This is a genomic window from Pseudomonas sivasensis (assembly GCF_052938085.1).
In genome coordinates this window covers 137,848-155,402 of record NZ_CP176442.1, presented here as the reverse complement: position 1 = coordinate 155,402, position 17,555 = coordinate 137,848, and the positions used below count along the sequence as shown (strand labels likewise).

Annotated in this window: 17 protein-coding genes; 7 read left to right on the top strand and 10 right to left on the bottom strand. The window is 60.5% G+C overall.

Annotation, left to right across the window (positions count from 1 at the left end; genetic code table 11):
• Positions 1 to 135: 135 nt before the first annotated feature.
• A complete protein-coding gene (gene argE, locus ACKZ62_RS00755; protein WP_447096218.1) occupies positions 136 to 1,284 on the bottom strand; it encodes an acetylornithine deacetylase in 1,149 nt (382 codons plus the stop codon).
• A gap of 158 nt (positions 1,285 to 1,442) precedes the next feature.
• On the opposite strand from argE, the gene ACKZ62_RS00750 reads away from it, so the two are divergent.
• Positions 1,443 to 2,810: a CYTH domain-containing protein gene (locus ACKZ62_RS00750; RefSeq protein ID WP_032884264.1), complete on the top strand. Its 1,368-nt coding sequence runs from the start codon at positions 1,443 to 1,445 to the stop codon at positions 2,808 to 2,810.
• 91 nt (positions 2,811 to 2,901) lie between these two features.
• On the opposite strand, the gene ACKZ62_RS00745 is transcribed toward ACKZ62_RS00750, so the two are convergent.
• Entirely contained in the window at positions 2,902 to 3,366 is a 465-nt protein-coding gene (locus tag ACKZ62_RS00745) for an Lrp/AsnC family transcriptional regulator (RefSeq protein ID WP_032884266.1), read from the bottom strand.
• A 127-nt stretch (positions 3,367 to 3,493) separates the two neighbouring features.
• Between ACKZ62_RS00745 and ACKZ62_RS00740 the strand changes: the two genes are divergently transcribed.
• The 6 genes from ACKZ62_RS00740 (at position 3,494) to ACKZ62_RS00715 (ending at position 8,738) form a co-directional block, all read left to right on the top strand.
• Positions 3,494 to 3,832 (top strand): ACT-like domain-containing protein, encoded by a 339-nt coding sequence (locus ACKZ62_RS00740; protein ID WP_447096217.1) that lies wholly within the window; start codon positions 3,494 to 3,496, stop codon positions 3,830 to 3,832.
• Between the two features lie 83 nt (positions 3,833 to 3,915).
• Positions 3,916 to 5,595, top strand: a complete 1,680-nt coding sequence (locus ACKZ62_RS00735; protein ID WP_447096216.1) for a GspE/PulE family protein — start codon at positions 3,916 to 3,918, stop codon at positions 5,593 to 5,595.
• A 77-nt stretch (positions 5,596 to 5,672) separates the two neighbouring features.
• Positions 5,673 to 6,593 carry an SPFH domain-containing protein gene (locus ACKZ62_RS00730; protein WP_032884271.1) on the top strand — a complete coding sequence of 307 codons (921 nt, stop codon included), beginning with the start codon at positions 5,673 to 5,675 and terminating at the stop codon, positions 6,591 to 6,593.
• Between the two features lie 10 nt (positions 6,594 to 6,603).
• Positions 6,604 to 7,050, top strand: a complete 447-nt coding sequence (locus ACKZ62_RS00725) for an NfeD family protein (RefSeq protein WP_095185168.1) — start codon at positions 6,604 to 6,606, stop codon at positions 7,048 to 7,050.
• Positions 7,051 to 7,119: 69 nt separating this feature from the next.
• The gene (locus tag ACKZ62_RS00720) at positions 7,120 to 7,434 is read left to right on the top strand and encodes a DUF2388 domain-containing protein (RefSeq protein WP_003176799.1); all 315 of its coding nucleotides are present in this window, start codon (positions 7,120 to 7,122) and stop codon (positions 7,432 to 7,434) included.
• 164 nt (positions 7,435 to 7,598) lie between these two features.
• Positions 7,599 to 8,738 carry a DegT/DnrJ/EryC1/StrS family aminotransferase gene (locus ACKZ62_RS00715; RefSeq protein ID WP_447096215.1) on the top strand — a complete coding sequence of 380 codons (1,140 nt, stop codon included), beginning with the start codon at positions 7,599 to 7,601 and terminating at the stop codon, positions 8,736 to 8,738.
• Between the two features lie 46 nt (positions 8,739 to 8,784).
• Here the strand turns inward: ACKZ62_RS00715 and gcvH are convergent, their stop codons facing one another.
• From gcvH to pepP, 8 genes are all read right to left on the bottom strand, one after another.
• The gene (gene gcvH, locus ACKZ62_RS00710) at positions 8,785 to 9,168 is read right to left on the bottom strand and encodes a glycine cleavage system protein GcvH (protein WP_032884276.1); all 384 of its coding nucleotides are present in this window, start codon (positions 9,166 to 9,168) and stop codon (positions 8,785 to 8,787) included.
• Between the two features lie 51 nt (positions 9,169 to 9,219).
• Complete coding sequence (gene gcvT, locus ACKZ62_RS00705) at positions 9,220 to 10,302, bottom strand: glycine cleavage system aminomethyltransferase GcvT (RefSeq protein WP_032884277.1); 1,083 nt, start codon at positions 10,300 to 10,302, stop codon at positions 9,220 to 9,222.
• A gap of 156 nt (positions 10,303 to 10,458) precedes the next feature.
• On the bottom strand, positions 10,459 to 12,075 hold the full coding sequence (locus ACKZ62_RS00700; protein ID WP_095185318.1) for an ABC transporter permease: 1,617 nt from the start codon (positions 12,073 to 12,075) through the stop codon (positions 10,459 to 10,461).
• A gap of 164 nt (positions 12,076 to 12,239) precedes the next feature.
• A complete protein-coding gene (locus ACKZ62_RS00695; RefSeq protein ID WP_032884279.1) occupies positions 12,240 to 13,244 on the bottom strand; it encodes an extracellular solute-binding protein in 1,005 nt (334 codons plus the stop codon).
• A 95-nt stretch (positions 13,245 to 13,339) separates the two neighbouring features.
• Positions 13,340 to 14,557 (bottom strand): 2-octaprenyl-3-methyl-6-methoxy-1,4-benzoquinol hydroxylase, encoded by a 1,218-nt coding sequence (locus ACKZ62_RS00690; RefSeq protein ID WP_163033280.1) that lies wholly within the window; start codon positions 14,555 to 14,557, stop codon positions 13,340 to 13,342.
• A gap of 9 nt (positions 14,558 to 14,566) precedes the next feature.
• A complete protein-coding gene (locus ACKZ62_RS00685; protein ID WP_032884283.1) occupies positions 14,567 to 15,052 on the bottom strand; it encodes a DUF4442 domain-containing protein in 486 nt (161 codons plus the stop codon).
• The gene (ubiH, locus tag ACKZ62_RS00680; protein ID WP_099601730.1) at positions 15,045 to 16,232 is read right to left on the bottom strand and encodes a 2-octaprenyl-6-methoxyphenyl hydroxylase; all 1,188 of its coding nucleotides are present in this window, start codon (positions 16,230 to 16,232) and stop codon (positions 15,045 to 15,047) included. The genes ACKZ62_RS00685 and ubiH overlap by 8 nt, the downstream gene beginning before the upstream one ends.
• Positions 16,229 to 17,551 carry a Xaa-Pro aminopeptidase gene (pepP, locus tag ACKZ62_RS00675; RefSeq protein WP_032884285.1) on the bottom strand — a complete coding sequence of 441 codons (1,323 nt, stop codon included), beginning with the start codon at positions 17,549 to 17,551 and terminating at the stop codon, positions 16,229 to 16,231. The genes ubiH and pepP overlap by 4 nt, the downstream gene beginning before the upstream one ends.
• Positions 17,552 to 17,555 lie beyond the last annotated feature (4 nt).

Sequence of the window (17,555 nt, the reverse complement as noted above, 5' to 3'; positions counted from 1 at the left end):
AACACCTGGGCCTGTAATAAAAAGCAGCCAAAAAAGGATGAATCGTGAAAACGCACAGCGGGCTGATGGTTATCGTCGGAACAGGCTTGGCGACACGCTCGCTCTCCTTCTATGTACGAATAGGCTGGGGTTAATTTATGCAGGTTTCAGGCAGTAATGGTCGATCAGTTCCCGCAATAGACGCACTGTAGGCGTCAAGCGTGACATTTCGAGGTACTCACCCGGTTGGTGGGCGCAGGCGATGTCGCCAGGGCCAAGCACAAGGGTTTCACAACCAAGGCGCTGAAGATAAGGCGCTTCGGTGCCGAACGCTACTGCTTCGGCACGATGACCGGTCAATCGTTCCGCAACCCGCACCAGTTCGGCGTCTTCCGATTGTTCGAACGGCGGCACCTCGGGGAACAGCGGCGCATAGTCGATCTTGACCTGATGCCGCTCGGCCAAGGGTTCGAGCTTCTGCCGGATGGCTGCACGCAACACCTGTGGGTCCATGCCCGGCAAGGGCCGCAGGTCGAACTCCAGGGAGCACTGACCGCAGATGCGGTTCGGGTTGTCGCCGCCGTGGATACAGCCGAAGTTCATGGTCGGCTGCGGTACGCTGAATTGCGGGTTGCGGTACTCGCGCTGCCAGGCCAGGCGCAGGCCACGCAACTCGCCGATGGCATCGTGCATGGCTTCGAGGGCGCTGTGGCCCAGGCTTGGATCCGACGAATGGCCGCTGCGCCCAAGGATGTCGATGCGCTCCATCATCACGCCCTTGTGCAGGCGGATCGGCTTGAGCCCGGTGGGCTCGCCGATCACCGCCGCACGGCCCAGAGGGCGCCCGGCTTCGGCCAGCGCGCGGGCGCCGGACATGGAGCTTTCTTCGTCGCAGGTGGCGAGGATCAGTAGCGGTTGCTTGAACGGTTGGTCCAGCAGCGGCAGCACGGCTTCGATGGCCAGGGCGAAAAAGCCCTTCATGTCGCAACTACCCAATCCTACCCAGCGGCCGTCGACTTCCGTCAGCTTGAGCGGGTCGGTTTTCCACAGGGCGGCGTCATAAGGGACGGTGTCGCTATGACCGGCCAGCACCAGTCCACCGGGGCCGCTGCCGAAGCTGGCCAAGAGGTTGAACTTGCCGGGGCTGACTTGCTGGATGTCGATGGCAAAACCCAGATCACCCAGCCAACTGGCGAGCAAATCGATCACGGACCGGTTGGTCTGGTCGAGAGACGCTTGGGTGCAACTGACCGACGGTGCGGCAATCAAGGCGGCAAACTGCTCTTTCATGGACGGTAACGGCATGCGCGGTCTCTCAACTTCCCGGATGAGCCCCACTATAGAGCCATCTGCACGACACAATAAACCGTTGCGGCACGTTGCCGGGCTCAGTCCTGTACACTGCACGACCTTGGCAGCCACACTTTTCCCCGGCTGCGCTCCCGATCCTGGATTTTCCGGCCATGCAGAAAGAAACCGAAATCAAGCTACGCGTCAGCCGCGAAACACTCGCCGCGCTGCGTGAGCACCCGTTACTGAAAAAACGCAACAAAAGTGGCTGGGAACGCCGTGAGTTGATGAACCAGTACTTTGACACCCCCGAGCGCGACCTGGCCCAGGCAAAAGTCGCCCTGCGCCTGCGCAAAGACGGTGACGACATTATCCAGACCCTCAAGACCCGTGGCCAAAGCGTCGCCGGTTTGTCGGAACGCAATGAGTACAACTGGGACCTGCCCAAAGCCAAGCTCGACGTGAAGAAACTCGACGGCGAATGCTGGCCCGAGCAATTGGCCGAGCTGGACAAGAAGACCCTCAAGCCGATCTTCACCACCGACTTCGTGCGTGAACGCGCTGAAATCGCCTGGGGCCGCGGTAAGGCCAAAGTCGTGATCGAAGCCGCCCTGGACTTGGGCCACGTGGTGGTCGGCAAACAGAAAGAAGAAATCTGCGAGCTGGAGTTGGAACTGCGCGAAGGCGAACCAGCGGCCTTGCTGGAGCTGGCCGCTGAACTGGCCGCGACGCTTGCCCTGATGCCGTGCGATATCAGCAAGGCCGAGCGCGGCTATCGCCTGTACGACGCCAGCAGCTACTCCCTGAGCCTGCCGGCGCCGCAGATCCACGCCGAAATGCCGTTGGACGACGCCTTTGCCGCGATCATGTGGCACCTGTTGGGCAGCAGCCAACGCCTGGCCGAACAATATCGCTTCAATGGCCACTGGCGCCTGCTGCAAGACTGGGTCGACAACCTCGGCGAATTGCGCGCCCTGATCGGCAGCCTCGGCCAGGCCGCACCGCGTCAATCCACCAGCGAACTGCGCAGCGTACTCGATGCCTTGCTGGAAGATTGGCGCCCACTGGTACAAGCCGGTGACGACGATGAAGACATCCGCAAAGCCGCACCGGAGCAATTCGTCGAAGAGTTGGAAGACGTGCGTTGGGGCCTGTTCTCACTGAACCTGTCGCGATGGCTGCTCGCCCGCACCTGGACCGCCGACCGCAACGTGCGTGGCAACCGTCAGGGCGCTGCGCAAATCACCAACTGGCTGCCACGCCTGTTGGCCGAAGATGCCGTCGCCCTGCAACTGCCGCGCTACCAGCAACAACCGGAAGACCTGGCCGAGCAACTGCCGCGTATCGAACGCATCCAGGCCTGGCTGCACCATGCGCGTAACGTGGTGGATATTCCTGAGCTGGACCGTTTGTACGGCGAACTGAACAAGTTGGCGCAATTGGCCAACCAGCCGATCACTGATGAATCGCTGGATGCGCGTATGCATCAGGCGATTGCGGTGTATCAGAACCGTGCCTGGAAGACTCTTCTGCGTCTGTAATACCACCATCGGGGGGCAATCCCCTCCCACATTTTGACGCGTTTCAACTGTGGGGGGGGACTTGCCCCCGATGAAGCCCCCGCTGTCAGCGCTAGACTGGCAGGGAAGTGGTGGACTTGATTTCCGACAACGCCACAATCGAATTCACCTCCTGAATCCCCGGCACCATCGACAATTTCTCAAAGAAAAACCGCTCGTACGCCTCGATGTCCGACGTCACGATGCGCAGCAGAAAATCCACCGCCCCCATTAGCACATAGCACTCCAACACTTCCGGAAAGCCGCGAATCGCATCGGTGAACTCAGTGAAGTTGGATCGGCCGTGGGCGTTGAGTTTGACCTCGGCAAAAATCTGCGTGTTGAGGCCGATCTTCTTGCGATCCAACAACGTCACCTGCCCGCGGATCACACCTTCCTCCTTCAGCCGCTGGATTCGTCGCCAGCATGGCGACTGGGACAAACCCACCTGTTCGGCAATCTGTGCACTGGAAAGCGAAGCGTCCTCCTGCAACAGGGCCAGGATGCGACGGTCGTAAGCGTCTAACTCGCTATGCATAGAAATACCTATTATTGAATATAACTCGAATTGGTCTATTCGATTTTTAGCAAAACATGCCCATCTTAGATAAGAAATCTCCGCTGGCGAATGTAAAAATTCCTTCCATCGAATCTGGAGAGTCAGCATGCACGCCGTCGAAACCATCCAACCTGCTGCGCGCGCCGATGCGTGGGCTGTCACCAGCGCCCATTGTCAGGCGCACTACCAGATCGTCGCCGAGGCGGAGCCCGATGTGTTGTGCCGAGTACTCAACTATTTTGCGTTGCAGTTTCTGACGCCTCGGCACGTCGCCGTGAATCGGGAAGACGACCTGCTGAACATCGATATCGTGATCGACGGCCTGAGCTGGCATCGGGCCCAAGTCATCGGTGAAAAGATTCGAAACCTGATCAGCGTGTGCGCGCTGGACATGTGGTCAGTTGATTCCGTGGGGCCTATAGCGGTGGTTGCAGCCGCTCAGTAAAGACCTGCAACACACACTGGGAGGATGAAACTCGGGAGCTGGCTAGCCTGAAATTTCGTCCAAGGCTACCCAGGAACACCTTCATGTCTGTTGATCAGCGATTGGAACTGCATGCGTTGCTGCCGGCCTTGGTGGAGGAAGGTTTGATCACTCCCGACGCCGCGCAGCGGTTATCGGCGGCGCACCCCGACAACGCTCAACACCCGTTGGAGCGCGTCGCCGCCCATGGGCCTTCCCTGGAAACCCTGACCCAATGGCTTGCCCAGCGTGTCCGGCAACCTTATCTGCGTATCGACCCGTTGAAGATAGATGTCGCAACAGTGGTGCCACTGATGTCCCACGCGTTCGCCCAGCGCCACGCCATTCTTGCCGTGGCCGTGGATGCGCATACCGTTACCGTCGCCAGCGCCCAGCCCCACGTCAGCAGTTGGGAATCCGGACTGGCGCAAGTACTCAAGCGTTCGATCAAGCGAGTGGTTGCAAACCCTCAGGACATCCAGCGGTGTATCAGCGAGTTTTACCGGCTGGCGAAGTCCGTCAGCGGGGCCGATCAAAAGGTCGCGGTGCCGGGTAACTTCGAGTTGCTGAACCTTGGCGCCAGCGACCAGGAGCCGGACGCGAATGACGCACATATCGTTAATATCGTCGACTGGCTGTTGCAGTACGCCTTCGCACAGCGGGCCAGCGATATTCATATCGAGCCTGGCAGTGAGCAGGGCCGGGTACGTTTTCGCATTGATGGGCTGCTGCACGACGTCTATCAATTTCCACCCCAGGTGACGATGGCGGTGGTCAGCCGCCTGAAAAGCCTGGGGCGGATGAACGTGGCAGAAAAGCGCAAGCCCCAGGATGGCCGGGTCAAGACCAAAAGCCCGACGGGCGCAGAAGTTGAGTTGCGTCTGTCGACCTTGCCCACAGCCTTCGGCGAGAAACTGGTGATGCGGATTTTCGACCCCCAGGTGCTGCTCAAGGATTTTGACCAGTTGGGTTTATCCACCGAGGACCAGCACCGCTGGCACGCGATGACGCGCCAGACCAACGGCATCATCCTCGTCACCGGTCCTACCGGCTCAGGCAAGACCAGCACTCTTTACACCACGCTCAAGCAACTGGCGACCCGGGAGGTCAACCTGTGCACGGTGGAAGATCCGATCGAGATGGTCGAGCCGGCCTTTAACCAGATGCAGGTGCAGCACAACATCGACCTGACCTTCGCCAGCGGCATCCGCGCTCTGCTGCGCCAAGATCCGGACATCATCATGATCGGCGAGATTCGCGACCAGGAAACCGCAGAAATGGCTATCCAGGCCGCACTGACCGGGCACTTGGTCCTCTCGACGCTGCACACCAACGATGCGCCCAGCGCCATTAGCCGCTTGCAGGAACTGGGCATCGCTCATTATTTGATCAAGGCCACCTTGTTGGGTGTTATGGCGCAACGCCTGGTACGAGTGCTGTGCCCCCATTGCAAGCGCTCGACGGGCGATGTCCACGAGGCCGTCGGATGTGCGGAATGTCGGAACAGCGGGTACCGGGGACGCGCAGGGGTCTACGAAATCATGGTGTTGAATGAGTCGATCAAAGCACTGATCACTCCGGGCGCCGACGTGCAGACCTTACGCCAGGCAGCTATTGCGCAAGGCATGTGCAGCCTGCGCATGGCCGGATTGAGGAAGGCGCAAGCTGGGCTGACCACGATGGCCGAAGTGTTGCGAGTAACGCCTGGGGATTCGGTAACAAATCCTTTGGTTACGGCGCGCTGAAATCGTTCTTATCTGTGACAACACCGTTACACTCGGCCAACCGTCGTTTAACTGACACCATCAGATAGGGAATCGCTATGCAGATCGGAACCGTACTGCTTCTTTTCGTGGGCTTGGCCGCCGCCATATTATTCATGGGCTTCAAGGTGGTGCCTCAAGGCTACCAGTGGACCGTCGAGCGTTTCGGCCGTTATACCAACACCCTCAAGCCTGGCCTGAACATCATCATCCCGGTCATGGATCGCATCGGTCGCAAGATCAACGTGATGGAGAGCGTGCTGGATATTCCACCCCAGGAAGTCATCACCGCCGACAACGCCACCGTACAGATCGACGCCGTGTGTTTTTTCCAGGTGGTCAATACCGCCCAGGCCGCCTACGAGGTCAACAACCTCGAACACGCCATCCGCAATTTGCTGCAAACCAATATCCGCACCGTGCTCGGCTCCATGGAGCTGGATGCCATGCTCAGCCAGCGTGACGGCATCAACGAAAAACTGCTGCGCACCGTGGATGAAGCCACCGCTCCGTGGGGCATCAAGATCACCCGTATCGAGATCAAAGACATCAGCCCGCCCGCCGACCTGATGGCCGCCATGTCCGGCCAGATGAAAGCCGAGCGGATCAAGCGTGCGCAAATCCTTGAGGCCGAAGGCCTGCGAGCATCGGCAATCCTGACTGCCGAAGGCAAGAAGCAGGCACAGATTCTTGAAGCTGAAGGTGGACGCCAAGCCGCATTCCTGGAGTCTGAAGCCCGTGAGCGTCAAGCAGAGGCTGAAGCCCGTGCAACCCAGGTGGTCTCCGAGGCAATCGCCACCGGTAACGTGCAGGCCATCAACTACTTCGTTGCGCAAAAATACATCGACGCCTTGGGCAAACTTGCCTCGGCCAACAACAGCAAGGTCATCCTGATGCCGCTTGAAGCCAGCCAGGTGATCGGTGCGGTGGGCGGCATCGGCGAGATCGTCAAGGCAACGTTCGATAACAAGAAAGGTTGAGGCGGTCGCCATGTGGGATTTCCTGCAGCATCTTTCATTCTGGGATTGGCTGGCGCTGGGTACAGTGCTGTTGATTCTTGAAGTGTTCGGCGCCGGTGGTTACCTGCTATGGATGGGTATCGCAGCAGCAGCCGTAGGCGTTATCAAGTTCCTGGTGCCGCCCCTGGGACCGGAATGGCAACTGCTGCTGTTCGCCGTGTTGTCGATATTGACAGCGGTCTACTGGTGGAAACGCCAGCGAAGCAGCGCAAAGGCCAGTGACCAACCGGGGCTCAACGAGCGCGGCTCGGAGCTGATCGGCCGCACATTTGTAGTGCATCAGGCGATTGCGGGCGGTCGGGGTAAGGTAAAAGTCGGTGATGGCGTATGGATGGTGACCGGTCCTGACAGCCCTGCAGGCGCTCAAGTACGGGTGGTTGGCCTGGATGGCGTGATTTTGAAGGTAGAAACTGTTTAGTCAGTGATGGAACTCGGTTGGGCTAACTACAATCAAACGGTACAGATCACCCACCCGGAGTCACCCACCATGCGTCTCAAATATGCTGTCGCTACCCTTGCTGTGCTTTCCCTTCCTGTCGGTTCAGCCATGGCCGACAGTTTCTGGCGCAATGTCATCTCGTCGGGCGCCACCACCGGCTCGACGTACCTGACCTTCAAGGACCACAAGCTGGTCGTTGCCGCACAAGACGACGCAGGCAGCTTTGTTGCCAGCGACGGCGGCATCCGTGGCCCATACTTGGAAGCCGCCATGCAGAAAGTCCGCGCCGATAATCCTGGCCTGCAGGCCACGGATATGGAGCTGGCTAACGCTATCCTCGCGAAAAACGCCGTCACCGAGTGATTTCCGCACTCTGAAGAATGCCGCTTTTGAAGCGGCATTTTTTTTGCCCGTAACATGACGATTCATTCACAGGTGACAGGCTATATTCAGTCAAGCCGTGCAACCATGCCGGCACTGATACCTCCCGTACTCATCGCCAACCTGAAACGGATGCATTCGTCGTTATGAGCCAACTGCCCTTTCTGCCGTTCTCCAAACCCACCATCGATGAAGCCACCATCTCGGCGGTGGACGATGTATTGCGTTCGGGCTGGATCACCAGCGGGCCGAAGGTGCAGGCGTTCGAGGCGCAGCTGTCGGAATACTTTGGCGGCCGCCACGTTCGCACCTTCAACTCGGGCACCTGCACCATGGAGATTGCCTTGCGCATCGCCGGTATCGGGCCTGGGGATGAAGTCATCACCACACCGATTTCCTGGGTGGCAACGGCCAACGTAATACTGGAAGTCGGCGCAACACCTGTGTTCGCCGATATCGACCCAATCACCCGCAATATCGACCTGTCCCAGGTGGAAGCCGCGATCACACCGCGCACCAAGGCCATCATCCCCGTTTACCTGGCCGGGCTGCCGTTGGATATGCCAATGCTTTACGCGCTGGCCAACAAGTACAAACTGCGCATCGTCGAAGACGCGGCTCAGGCCCTTGGCTCCAGTTGGGATGGCGAACGCATTGGCGCCACCGGGGACTTCGTTTCGTTCAGCTTCCAGGCCAACAAGAACATCACCTCGTCCGAGGGTGGTTGCCTGGTTTTGAATAGCGCCGAAGAGGCACGCCTGGCAGAAAAATACCGCCTGCAGGGCGTCACCCGTACCGGCTTCGACGGCCTGGATGTTGATGTGCTGGGTGGCAAGTTCAATATGACCGATATCGCTGCGGCCATTGGCCTGGGGCAGTTTGCCCATATCGAGAAAATCACCGCCCACCGCCAGAACCTGGCGAGGCACTACTTCAAGTGTTTCGGCAGTGACTTTGAAGAGAAGTACGGCGCACAACTGCCACCCGCCGACTTCGAAAACAGCAACTGGCACCTGTTCCAGCTAGTGCTGCCGGAACGTCAGGACGGCCTGCCGGCCCGCGCAACGTTCATGGAACAGATGCAGGCTCATGGCGTGGGCATTGGTTATCACTACCCACCGATCCACCTGCTAAGCCTTTATCGGGCACAGGGTTTCAAGGAAGGCATGTTCCCGGTGGCGGAAAAGGTTGGGCGCTTGATTGTTTCATTGCCGATGTTCACGGCGATGACTGAGGCGGATGTGGAGCGGTCGGTGGCGGCAGTGAAAGCGGTGCTCAAACGCTAACCCTATAGGGGCCGGTTTGCCGGCCCCTATAGGGTTATGTGCGGTGTTACTCGCCGATGGCGGCTTTGTAACCAGCAGCATCCAGCAGTTTTTCCAGGTCAGCCGGGTTGCTTGGCTTGAGCTTGAAGATCCAGGCGCCATACGGGTTGGAGTTCAGCAACTCGGGGCTACCACTCAGTTCCTCGTTGACTGCAATCACTTCGCCTGCAACCGGGGCGTAGATATCCGAAGCGGCCTTGACCGACTCCACCACACCTGCCTGATCAGTCGCGCCAAACTGGGCGCCGACTTCGGCCAACTCAACAAACACCACATCACCCAACGCTTCCTGGGCGTGGTCGGAGATCCCGACGGTCACGGTACCGTCAGCTTCCAGACGGGCCCATTCATGACTCTCGGCAAAACGCAGGTCGGCCGGGATATTGCTCATAGTCTGTGTCCTCAGAAGTAGTGTCAGCGGCCATCGGCCTGCCGGAAATAGTTAGATCAAGGTTTTGCCATGGCGCACGAAGGTCGGTTTGACCACTCGAACCGGGTACCACTTGCCGCGGATTTCCACTTCGGCCCGGTCGGCAGTTGCCGTCGGTACACGCGCCAAGGCAATGGATTTGCTCAGCGTAGGAGAGAAACTACCACTGGTGATCTCACCTTCGCCAACATTGGCGATGCGAACTACCTGATGAGCGCGTAAAACCCCACGTTCTTCCAGTACCAGCCCGACCAGTTTGAACTGCACACCGGCGGCCAGCTCTGCTTCCAGCGCCGCACGCCCGATGAAATCGCGCTCGGCTGGTTCCCAGGCAATACTCCACGCCATGTTGGCCGCCAGGGGCGAAACGTTCTGGTGGATATCCTGGCCGTACAGGTTCATGCCGGCTTCCAGGCGCAGGGTGTCCCGCGCGCCGAGGCCAATAGGTGAGATGCCTGCACCCACCAGATCGTTGAAAAATCCCGGTGCCTGATCGGCAGGCAACACAATTTCCAGGCCGTCTTCGCCGGTGTAACCCGTGCGGGCGATAAACCAATCGCCGTCGGCCTCGCCTTCAAATGGCTTGAGCTGGTGGATCAGGGTGCCGCGAGACTGGGTGACCAACTCGGCGATCTTCTGCCGAGCATGGGGGCCTTGAATGGCGAGCATGGCCAACTCGGGCCGCTCGTGCAGTTGCACTTGATAGCTGCCGAGTTGCGCCTGCATCCAGGCGATGTCCTGGTCACGAGTGGCGGCGTTGACCACCAACCGGTACCCGGCATCAGTGCGGTAGACAATCATGTCGTCCACCACGCCGCCCTGCTCGTTGAGCATGGCGCTGTACAACGCACGGCCACAGCCATGCAAACGTTCGACATCATTGGCCAGCAGGTGCTGGAGCCATTCCTTGGCCTGGGGGCCGCTGATATCGATCACGGTCATATGAGATACATCGAACACCCCGCAGTCGCGTCGCACCTGATGGTGCTCTTCAACTTGCGAGCCGTAATGCAAAGGCATATCCCAACCGCCAAAATCGACCATTTTCGCGCCGAGGGCGAGATGCAGGTCATACAGAGGCGTACGCTGTCCCATGGGTTTCTCCTTCCGGGCTTGGCGAAGGTGCGCAGCGTTGCTGTTCGTGCTGAAGACCTTGAATTACAAGGGCTGCAGCCACGTACAACGACCCGATCCGAAAGGCGGAGCGCACCGAATGCCGCGCATTGTAGCCTCAAGCCGTAGGACTGACACCTAACCGATTGGTCGGGCAGAGCGTCGGATCAGCCCGATCACCGGCAGCAGGCCCACCAGTACCAGTGTCAGTGCCGGCAGCGAAGCCCGTGCCCACTCGCCCTCGCTGGTCATTTCAAAGATCCGCACCGCCAGGGTGTCCCAGCCGAACGGGCGCATCAGCAAGGTTGCGGGCATTTCCTTGAGCACATCCACGAACACCAGCAGCGCTGCACTGAGGGTGCCGGGTAGCAACAGCGGAAGATACACTTTGCAAAACAGTCGCGGCCCACTCACGCCCAAACTACGCGCCGCTTCCGGCAACGAAGGCCGGATGCGCGCCAGGCTATTTTCCAACGGCCCGTAGGCCACCGCTAGAAAACGCACCAGATACGCCAGCACCAGCGCCGACAGGCTGCCCAGCAACAGCGGTTTGCCCGCACCACCGAGCCAGCCGGACAGCGGCACCACCAGTTCGCGGTCCAGATAACTGAACGCCAACATGATCGACACCGCCAGCACCGAACCCGGCAATGCATAGCCAACATTGGCCAGGCTGATACCGGAGCGAATCGCCCGGGTCGGCGACAGGCGGTTGGCGAAGGCAAGTACCAGCGCCACGCTGACCGTGATCAATGCCGCGATACCACCGAGATAGAGGGTATGGACGATCAGGCCCGAATACCGCTCATCCAGGTCGAACCGGCCGCGCTGCCAGAACCAGACGATCAACTGCAGCACCGGAATGACAAAGGCGCACGCAAACACCAGCCCACACCAGGCACTGGCGGCTAACGCTTTGAACCCACGCAGGTGGTAGAGCGCCTTGCCCCGAGGCCGCTCATTGCTGGGACGGCTCGCGCCACGGGCACGCCGTTCGCCGTACAGCACCAGCATCACCACCAGCAATAACAGGCTGGCCAGTTGGGCTGCGCTGGAAAGACTGAAAAAGCCGTACCAGGTTTTATAGATCGCGGTGGTAAAGGTATCGAAGTTGAACACCGAGACCGCACCGAAATCCGCCAGGGTTTCCATCAACGCCAGGGCGACCCCGGCGCCAATCGCCGGCCGCGCCATGGGTAGCGCCACGCGCCAGAACGCTTGCCACGGCGATTGCCCCAACACTCGCGCGGCTTCCATCAGGCCTTTGCCCTGGGCCAGGAATGCAGTGCGCGCCAGCAGGTAGACGTAGGGGTAGAACACCAGCACCAACACGATGATCACGCCACTGGTGGAACGCACGCGAGGCAGGCGCAGACCGGTGCCGAACCACTCTCGCAGCAGGGTCTGCACTGGGCCTGCGAAATCCAGCAGGCCAACAAAGACGAAGGCAAGCACGTAGGCGGGGATGGCGAAGGGGAGCATCAACGCCCAGTCAAGCCAGCGCCGGCCGGGGAATTCGCAGAGGCTAGTGAGCCAGGCCAGGCTTACGCCCAAGAGGGTCACGCCCAAACCCACCCCAACCACAAGGGTCAGGGTATTGCCCAGCAGCCGGGGCATCTGGGTTTCCCACAGATGGGACCAGATTTGCGCATCGATGCTTTGCCAGGACAGCAACAGCACGCTCAGCGGCAGCAGCACCAGGGCGGCGACGGTGAAAACCGGCAGGTACCAGCGGCGTTGGGCGGGGTGGGCCAAAGGTGGGTTCTCGATAATGAAGATCTTGAAATCACCACAACCCAATGTGGAAGGGGGCTTGCCCCCGATGTCGGAATGTCAGTCGACTCATCGGTGACTGATCCTCCGCCATCGGGGGCAAGCCCCCTCCCACATTTGGATCTGCGGCGTCCTACAAATTGTACTTAGTTCCAGCCGGCGCGATCCATCAAGCGAATGGCTTCAGCCTGGCGCTTACCCGCCACTTCCACCGGCAAGGTGTCCGCAACGAACTTGCCCCAGGTCGCCACTTCGGCCGACGGCGGTACAGCCGGGTTGGCCGGGAACTCCTGATTCACATCGGCAAAGATCTTCTGCGCTTCAGGTGTGGTCATCCATTCCACCAGAGCCTTGGCGGCTTCCGGGTGTGGCGCGTGCTTGGTCAAGCCGATACCCGACAGGTTCACATGCACACCACGGTCGCCCTGGTTCGGCCAGAACAGCTTCACAGCCAGGTCCGGCTTCTGCTTGTGCAGGCGGCCGTAGTAGTAGGTGTTGACGATACCCACGTCGCACTGCCCGGCGTTGATCGCCTCCAGCACGGCGATGTCATCAGAGAACACGTCAGTAGAGAGGTTATTCACCCAGCCCTTGACGATTTCTTCGGTCTTGGCCGCGCCGTGGGTTTCGATCAGGGTCGCGGTGAGCGACTGGTTGTAGACCTTTTTCGCCGTGCGCAGGCACAGACGACCTTCCCACTGTTTGTCGGCCAGGGCTTCGTAGGTGGTCAAATCACCCGGTTTTACCCGGTCAGTGGAATAGGCGATGGTCCGCGCACGCAGGCTCAAGCCAGTCCAAGCGTGGGCGGATGAGCGGTATTGCAGAGGAATGTTCTTGTCGATCACGGGCGAGGTGAAGGGTTGCAGGATGCCCATTTGCTCGGCCTGCCAGAGGTTGCCGGCATCCACGGTGAGCAACAGGTCGGCGGTAGCGTTTTCGCCCTCGGCCTTGATGCGCTGCATCAGCGGGGCTTCCTTGTCGGTGATGAACTTCACCTGGACGCCAGTCTTTTTGGTGTAGGCATCGAACACGGGTTTGATCAGTTCGTCGATGCGCGAGGAGTAGACCACCACTTCGTCGGCTGCCTGCACAGTCGTGCTGCCGATCAGGGTGAGTGCCAGGGCAGTCAGTAGGCGCTTGGGTGCCAACATGGGTGCGGTCTCTCATTTGCAAAGTGAGCGCAAATGATAGGGACTCACATTTGGTAACGCTCGGTGGAGGCGTTACCAGATGTTGCACAGATGCCTCAGGGTTTCGCGAGTGTTGGCAGATCGCCCGTCAAGCCCAAGGCCTGGCGCACAAATACCGCTTTGGCTTCGGGCATCTGGTCGACCATCTTCAGCCCGGCGTTACGCAACCAACGTAACGGAAGTTGATCGGCCTGGAACAACCGCTCAAAACCTTCCATTGCGGCCATCAGCGCCAAGTTGTGGGGCATCCGACGACGTTCGTAACGGCTCAGCACTTTCACATCCGCCAGACGCTCGCCGCGTTCAGTAGCCGACAGCAACACTTCGGCCAGCACCGCAGCATCAAGGAAACCCAGGTTGACGCCCTGCCCGGCCAACGGGTGGATCACATGAGCCGCATCGCCGATCAACGCCAGGCCCTCGGCCACGTAGCGTTTGGCGTGACGCTGGCGCAACGGTACGCAAACCCGTGGATCAGCACTGACCACAGTGCCAAGCCGCCCTTCAAAGGCGCGCTCCAGCTCACGGCAAAAACTCTCATCATCCAAGGCCATCAGGCGCTCGGACTCAGCCGGTGTGGTGGACCATACGATCGAACACCAATCTTCCTGCCCATCGCGTACCAACGGCAAAAACGCCAACGGGCCGGTGTCGGTAAAGCGTTGCCACGCCGTACGCTGGTGCGGCTGACTGCTACGTACGCTGGTGACGATGGCGTTATGCAAGTAATCCCATTCACGGGTGGCGGTGCCGGTCAGGCGACGCACGGCGGAGTTGGCGCCATCGGCGGCGACCACCAACGGCGCGCGCAAGGTGCGGCCATCGGCCAGGGTCAGCAGCCAGTCATCGCCGGAGCGGCGCATCTGCTCCAACCGCGCGTTGGCCAGCAGGCCCAAGTCGCAGTCGTGCAGGCGATCAAGCAAAGCATCCTGCACCACACGGTTTTCGACGATATGCCCGAGCACCTCGGCGTGCACGCTGGCCGCCGAAAAGTGGATCTGCCCAGTGCCGCTGCCGTCCCACACCTGCATCTCGCCGTAAGGGCTGGCCCGGCGCGACACAATGCCGTCCCACACGCCCAAGCGCTCCAGGATGCGCTGGCTGGCGGCCGATAAGGCGCTCACGCGGGGTTCGAAGGCCGCGTCACGGTCGAACGGTTTGACGCTCAGCGGGCTGCCATCGAGCAGCAGCACTTGCAGGCCACTGCCCTGCAACGCCAGCGCCAGCGCGCTTCCGACCATTCCGGCCCCGACAATCAGCACATCTGCGCGCATGTCCATGGTTTAAGCCTGTCTCGCTTGCGGCTTGCGCCGCACGTAAAGGGTTTTGTCGACCCGCGCCACCAGGGTGCCGGAGCCGTCATGAATCTGGACCGTGAGGTGAGGCAGGTATTTCTCGCCGCCTTCGGTCTGTCGGCGCACCTCGTCAAGCAAGGCCTCGTCGATGAAAAATTCGGCGTACACCGGGCCTTTGCCCGGCGAGATAAAGTCGATGCTCGCGGCCTTGTCCCAGACGATGTAGTCGCGGCCCAGATTTTCCATCAGCATCAGCATGTAGAACGGGTCGACCATCGAATACAGGCTACCGCCGAACTGCGTGCCGACGTAATTACGGTTGTACCAACCCAGCCCCATGCGCACTTTGACGTGACGAAAATCCGCGCTCATATGCTGCACGCTGACGCCAGCGCCCAGGTATGGCGGGTACAGGGTCATGATCCAACGCAGCAAGCGCGCCTTGCCCAACCGCGCCACCAGCCACTTACGCATCGGGACGCGTCCCCAAGCCCATGGCCTGACGGGCGAACCAGCGTTTGGCCGGCGGCAACAAATCCAGGCCCAGCAGACCCATATTGCGGCCCAGCGCTACCAGCGGTTGTGCACTGCCAAACAGGCGCGTGACCTGATCGGAGAAACCGACAGTCAACTTCTGGTCCATACGCTGGCGCTCGCGGTACGCCTGTAACGTCGCCAGGTCACCGGGCACCGCTGGCCCGGCTAGCAGGGCCTCGGCCAAGGCACTCGCATCGCGCAGGGAAAGGTTGAAGCCCTGCCCTGCAATTGGGTGCAGGCTGTGGGCGGCGTTGCCAAGGATCACCAGGTGGGAACGTACCTGCTCTTCGGCTTCCACCAGGGTCAGCGGATACAAATGGCGCGCGCCAACTTGCTTCAAGGTGCCCAGACGGTAGCCGAACACGCTCTGTAATTCGCTGAGGAAACTGCGTTCGTCGAGGGCGGCCAGGCGCTGGGCGTCCATACCGATGCGTGTCCACACCAGCGCGCAGCGGTTGTCTGGCAGCGGCAGCAAGGCCATCGGGCCTTCGTCGGTGAAGCGCTCGAAGGCTTCGCCGTTATGGGCTTCGCTGGGAGTGATGTTGGCAATCAGCGCACTCTGGTTGTACGGACGGGTCTTCACGCCAATGCCCAATTGCTCGCGCAAGCCGGATCGGCCGCCATCGGCGAGCACGGCGAGGTCGCATTCCAACACGGTTTCATCGTTGAGCGTCAGGCGATAGCCGTCGGGCAGCGGCTCCATGCGGGTGACTTCCGCCGGGCAGCGCCAACTGACCACGTCTTTGTCCAGGCCTTGCCACAGGCATTGGCCGAGCCAGGCGTTTTCCACTACGTAGCCGAGTGCTGGCACGCCCTCCTCCATGGCGGACAAACGTGCGGTGGAGAAACGCCCACGGTCCGACACGTGAATCTGCTTGATCGGCTCGGCTCGGCGGGAAACCTCCTGCCAGATACCCAGCCGCTGATAAATCTGGCGCGCGCCAAACGACAGCGCCGACGATCGTGCATCGTAGCTTGGCTGGTAGCTGTCGCCCGGAGCGAAGGGTTCGATCAGCATGATCTTCCAGCCCCGCGCCTTGGCCCCGGCCTGCAACGCCAGCGCCAGGCTGGCGCCCACCAGGCCACCGCCGATAATCGCAAGATTGACCCGGCTCATCGGGAGGCCGCCATCAGCGCTTCGATCTCGACGACGGTCTTGGGAACGCCGCCGGTCAGGATTTCACAGCCTTGCTTGGTCACTACCACGTCGTCCTCGATGCGTACGCCAATGCCACGCCATTTCTTCGCCACGTTCTGGTTGTCCGGCGAAATATAGATCCCCGGCTCCACGGTCAACGCCATGCCGACTTCCAGCACCCGCCATTCACCGCCCACCTTGTACTCGCCCACATCGTGCACATCCATGCCCAGCCAATGGCCGGCGCGGTGCATATAGAAAGGTTTATAGGCTTCGCTGGCGATCAGCTCGTCAACGTCACCTTGCAGCAGTCCCAACTTAACCAGCCCAGCGGTGATGACCTGCACGGTCGCCTCATGGGCCTGGTTCCAATGTTTATTCGGCGCGATCTCGGCAAAGGCGGCTTCCTGGGAGGCCAGCACAATCTCGTAGATCGCTTTTTGCTCAGGTGAAAACTTTCCGTTGACCGGCCAGGTGCGGGTAATGTCGCTGGCGTAGCAGTCGATCTCGCAACCGGCGTCGATCAGCACCAGGTCCCCATCCTTGAGCAGCGCGTCATTCTGCTGGTAATGCAGGATGCAGCTGTTGCGCCCGGCGGCGACGATGGAGCCGTAAGCCGGCATCTTCGCGCCGCCTTTGCGGAATTCGTAATCCAGCTCGGCTTCCAGGCTGAACTCATGCAACCCAGCGCGGCTGGCCTGCATCGCCTTGACGTGGGCAGCGCAGGAAATCCGCGCGGCCTCGCGCATCACCCTCACTTCTGCCGCCGATTTATACAGGCGCATGTCGTGGAGCAGATGATCCAAGGCAACAAATTCGTTCGGGGGCTGGGCGCCGAGGTGCGCTTTAGAGCGGATCACATTGATCCACTCCATCACGTGCCGGTCAAATTCAGCGTTGCTGCCCATGGCCGAATACACCCGGTCACGGCCTTCGATCAGTCCGGGCAGGATGTCGTCGATATCGGTGATGGGGAAGGCATCGTCGGCGCCAAACTCACGGATTGCGCCTTCGGTACCGGCACGCAGGCCGTCCCACAGTTCACGCTCGGCATTGCGTTCGCGGCAGAACAGCACGTACTCGCCATGCTGGCGACCGGGCATCAGCACGATCACAGCTTCCGGTTCGGGGAAACCGCTCAGGTACTGGAAGTCGCTGTCCTGGCGGTAAACGTGCTCGACATCGCGATTGCGGATGGCCACGGCGGCGGCCGGCAGGATCGCGATGCTGTTGGGTTCCATCTGCGCCATGAGCGCCTTGCGGCGGCGGGTGTATTCCGCTTTGGGGATATGGATCATGGGC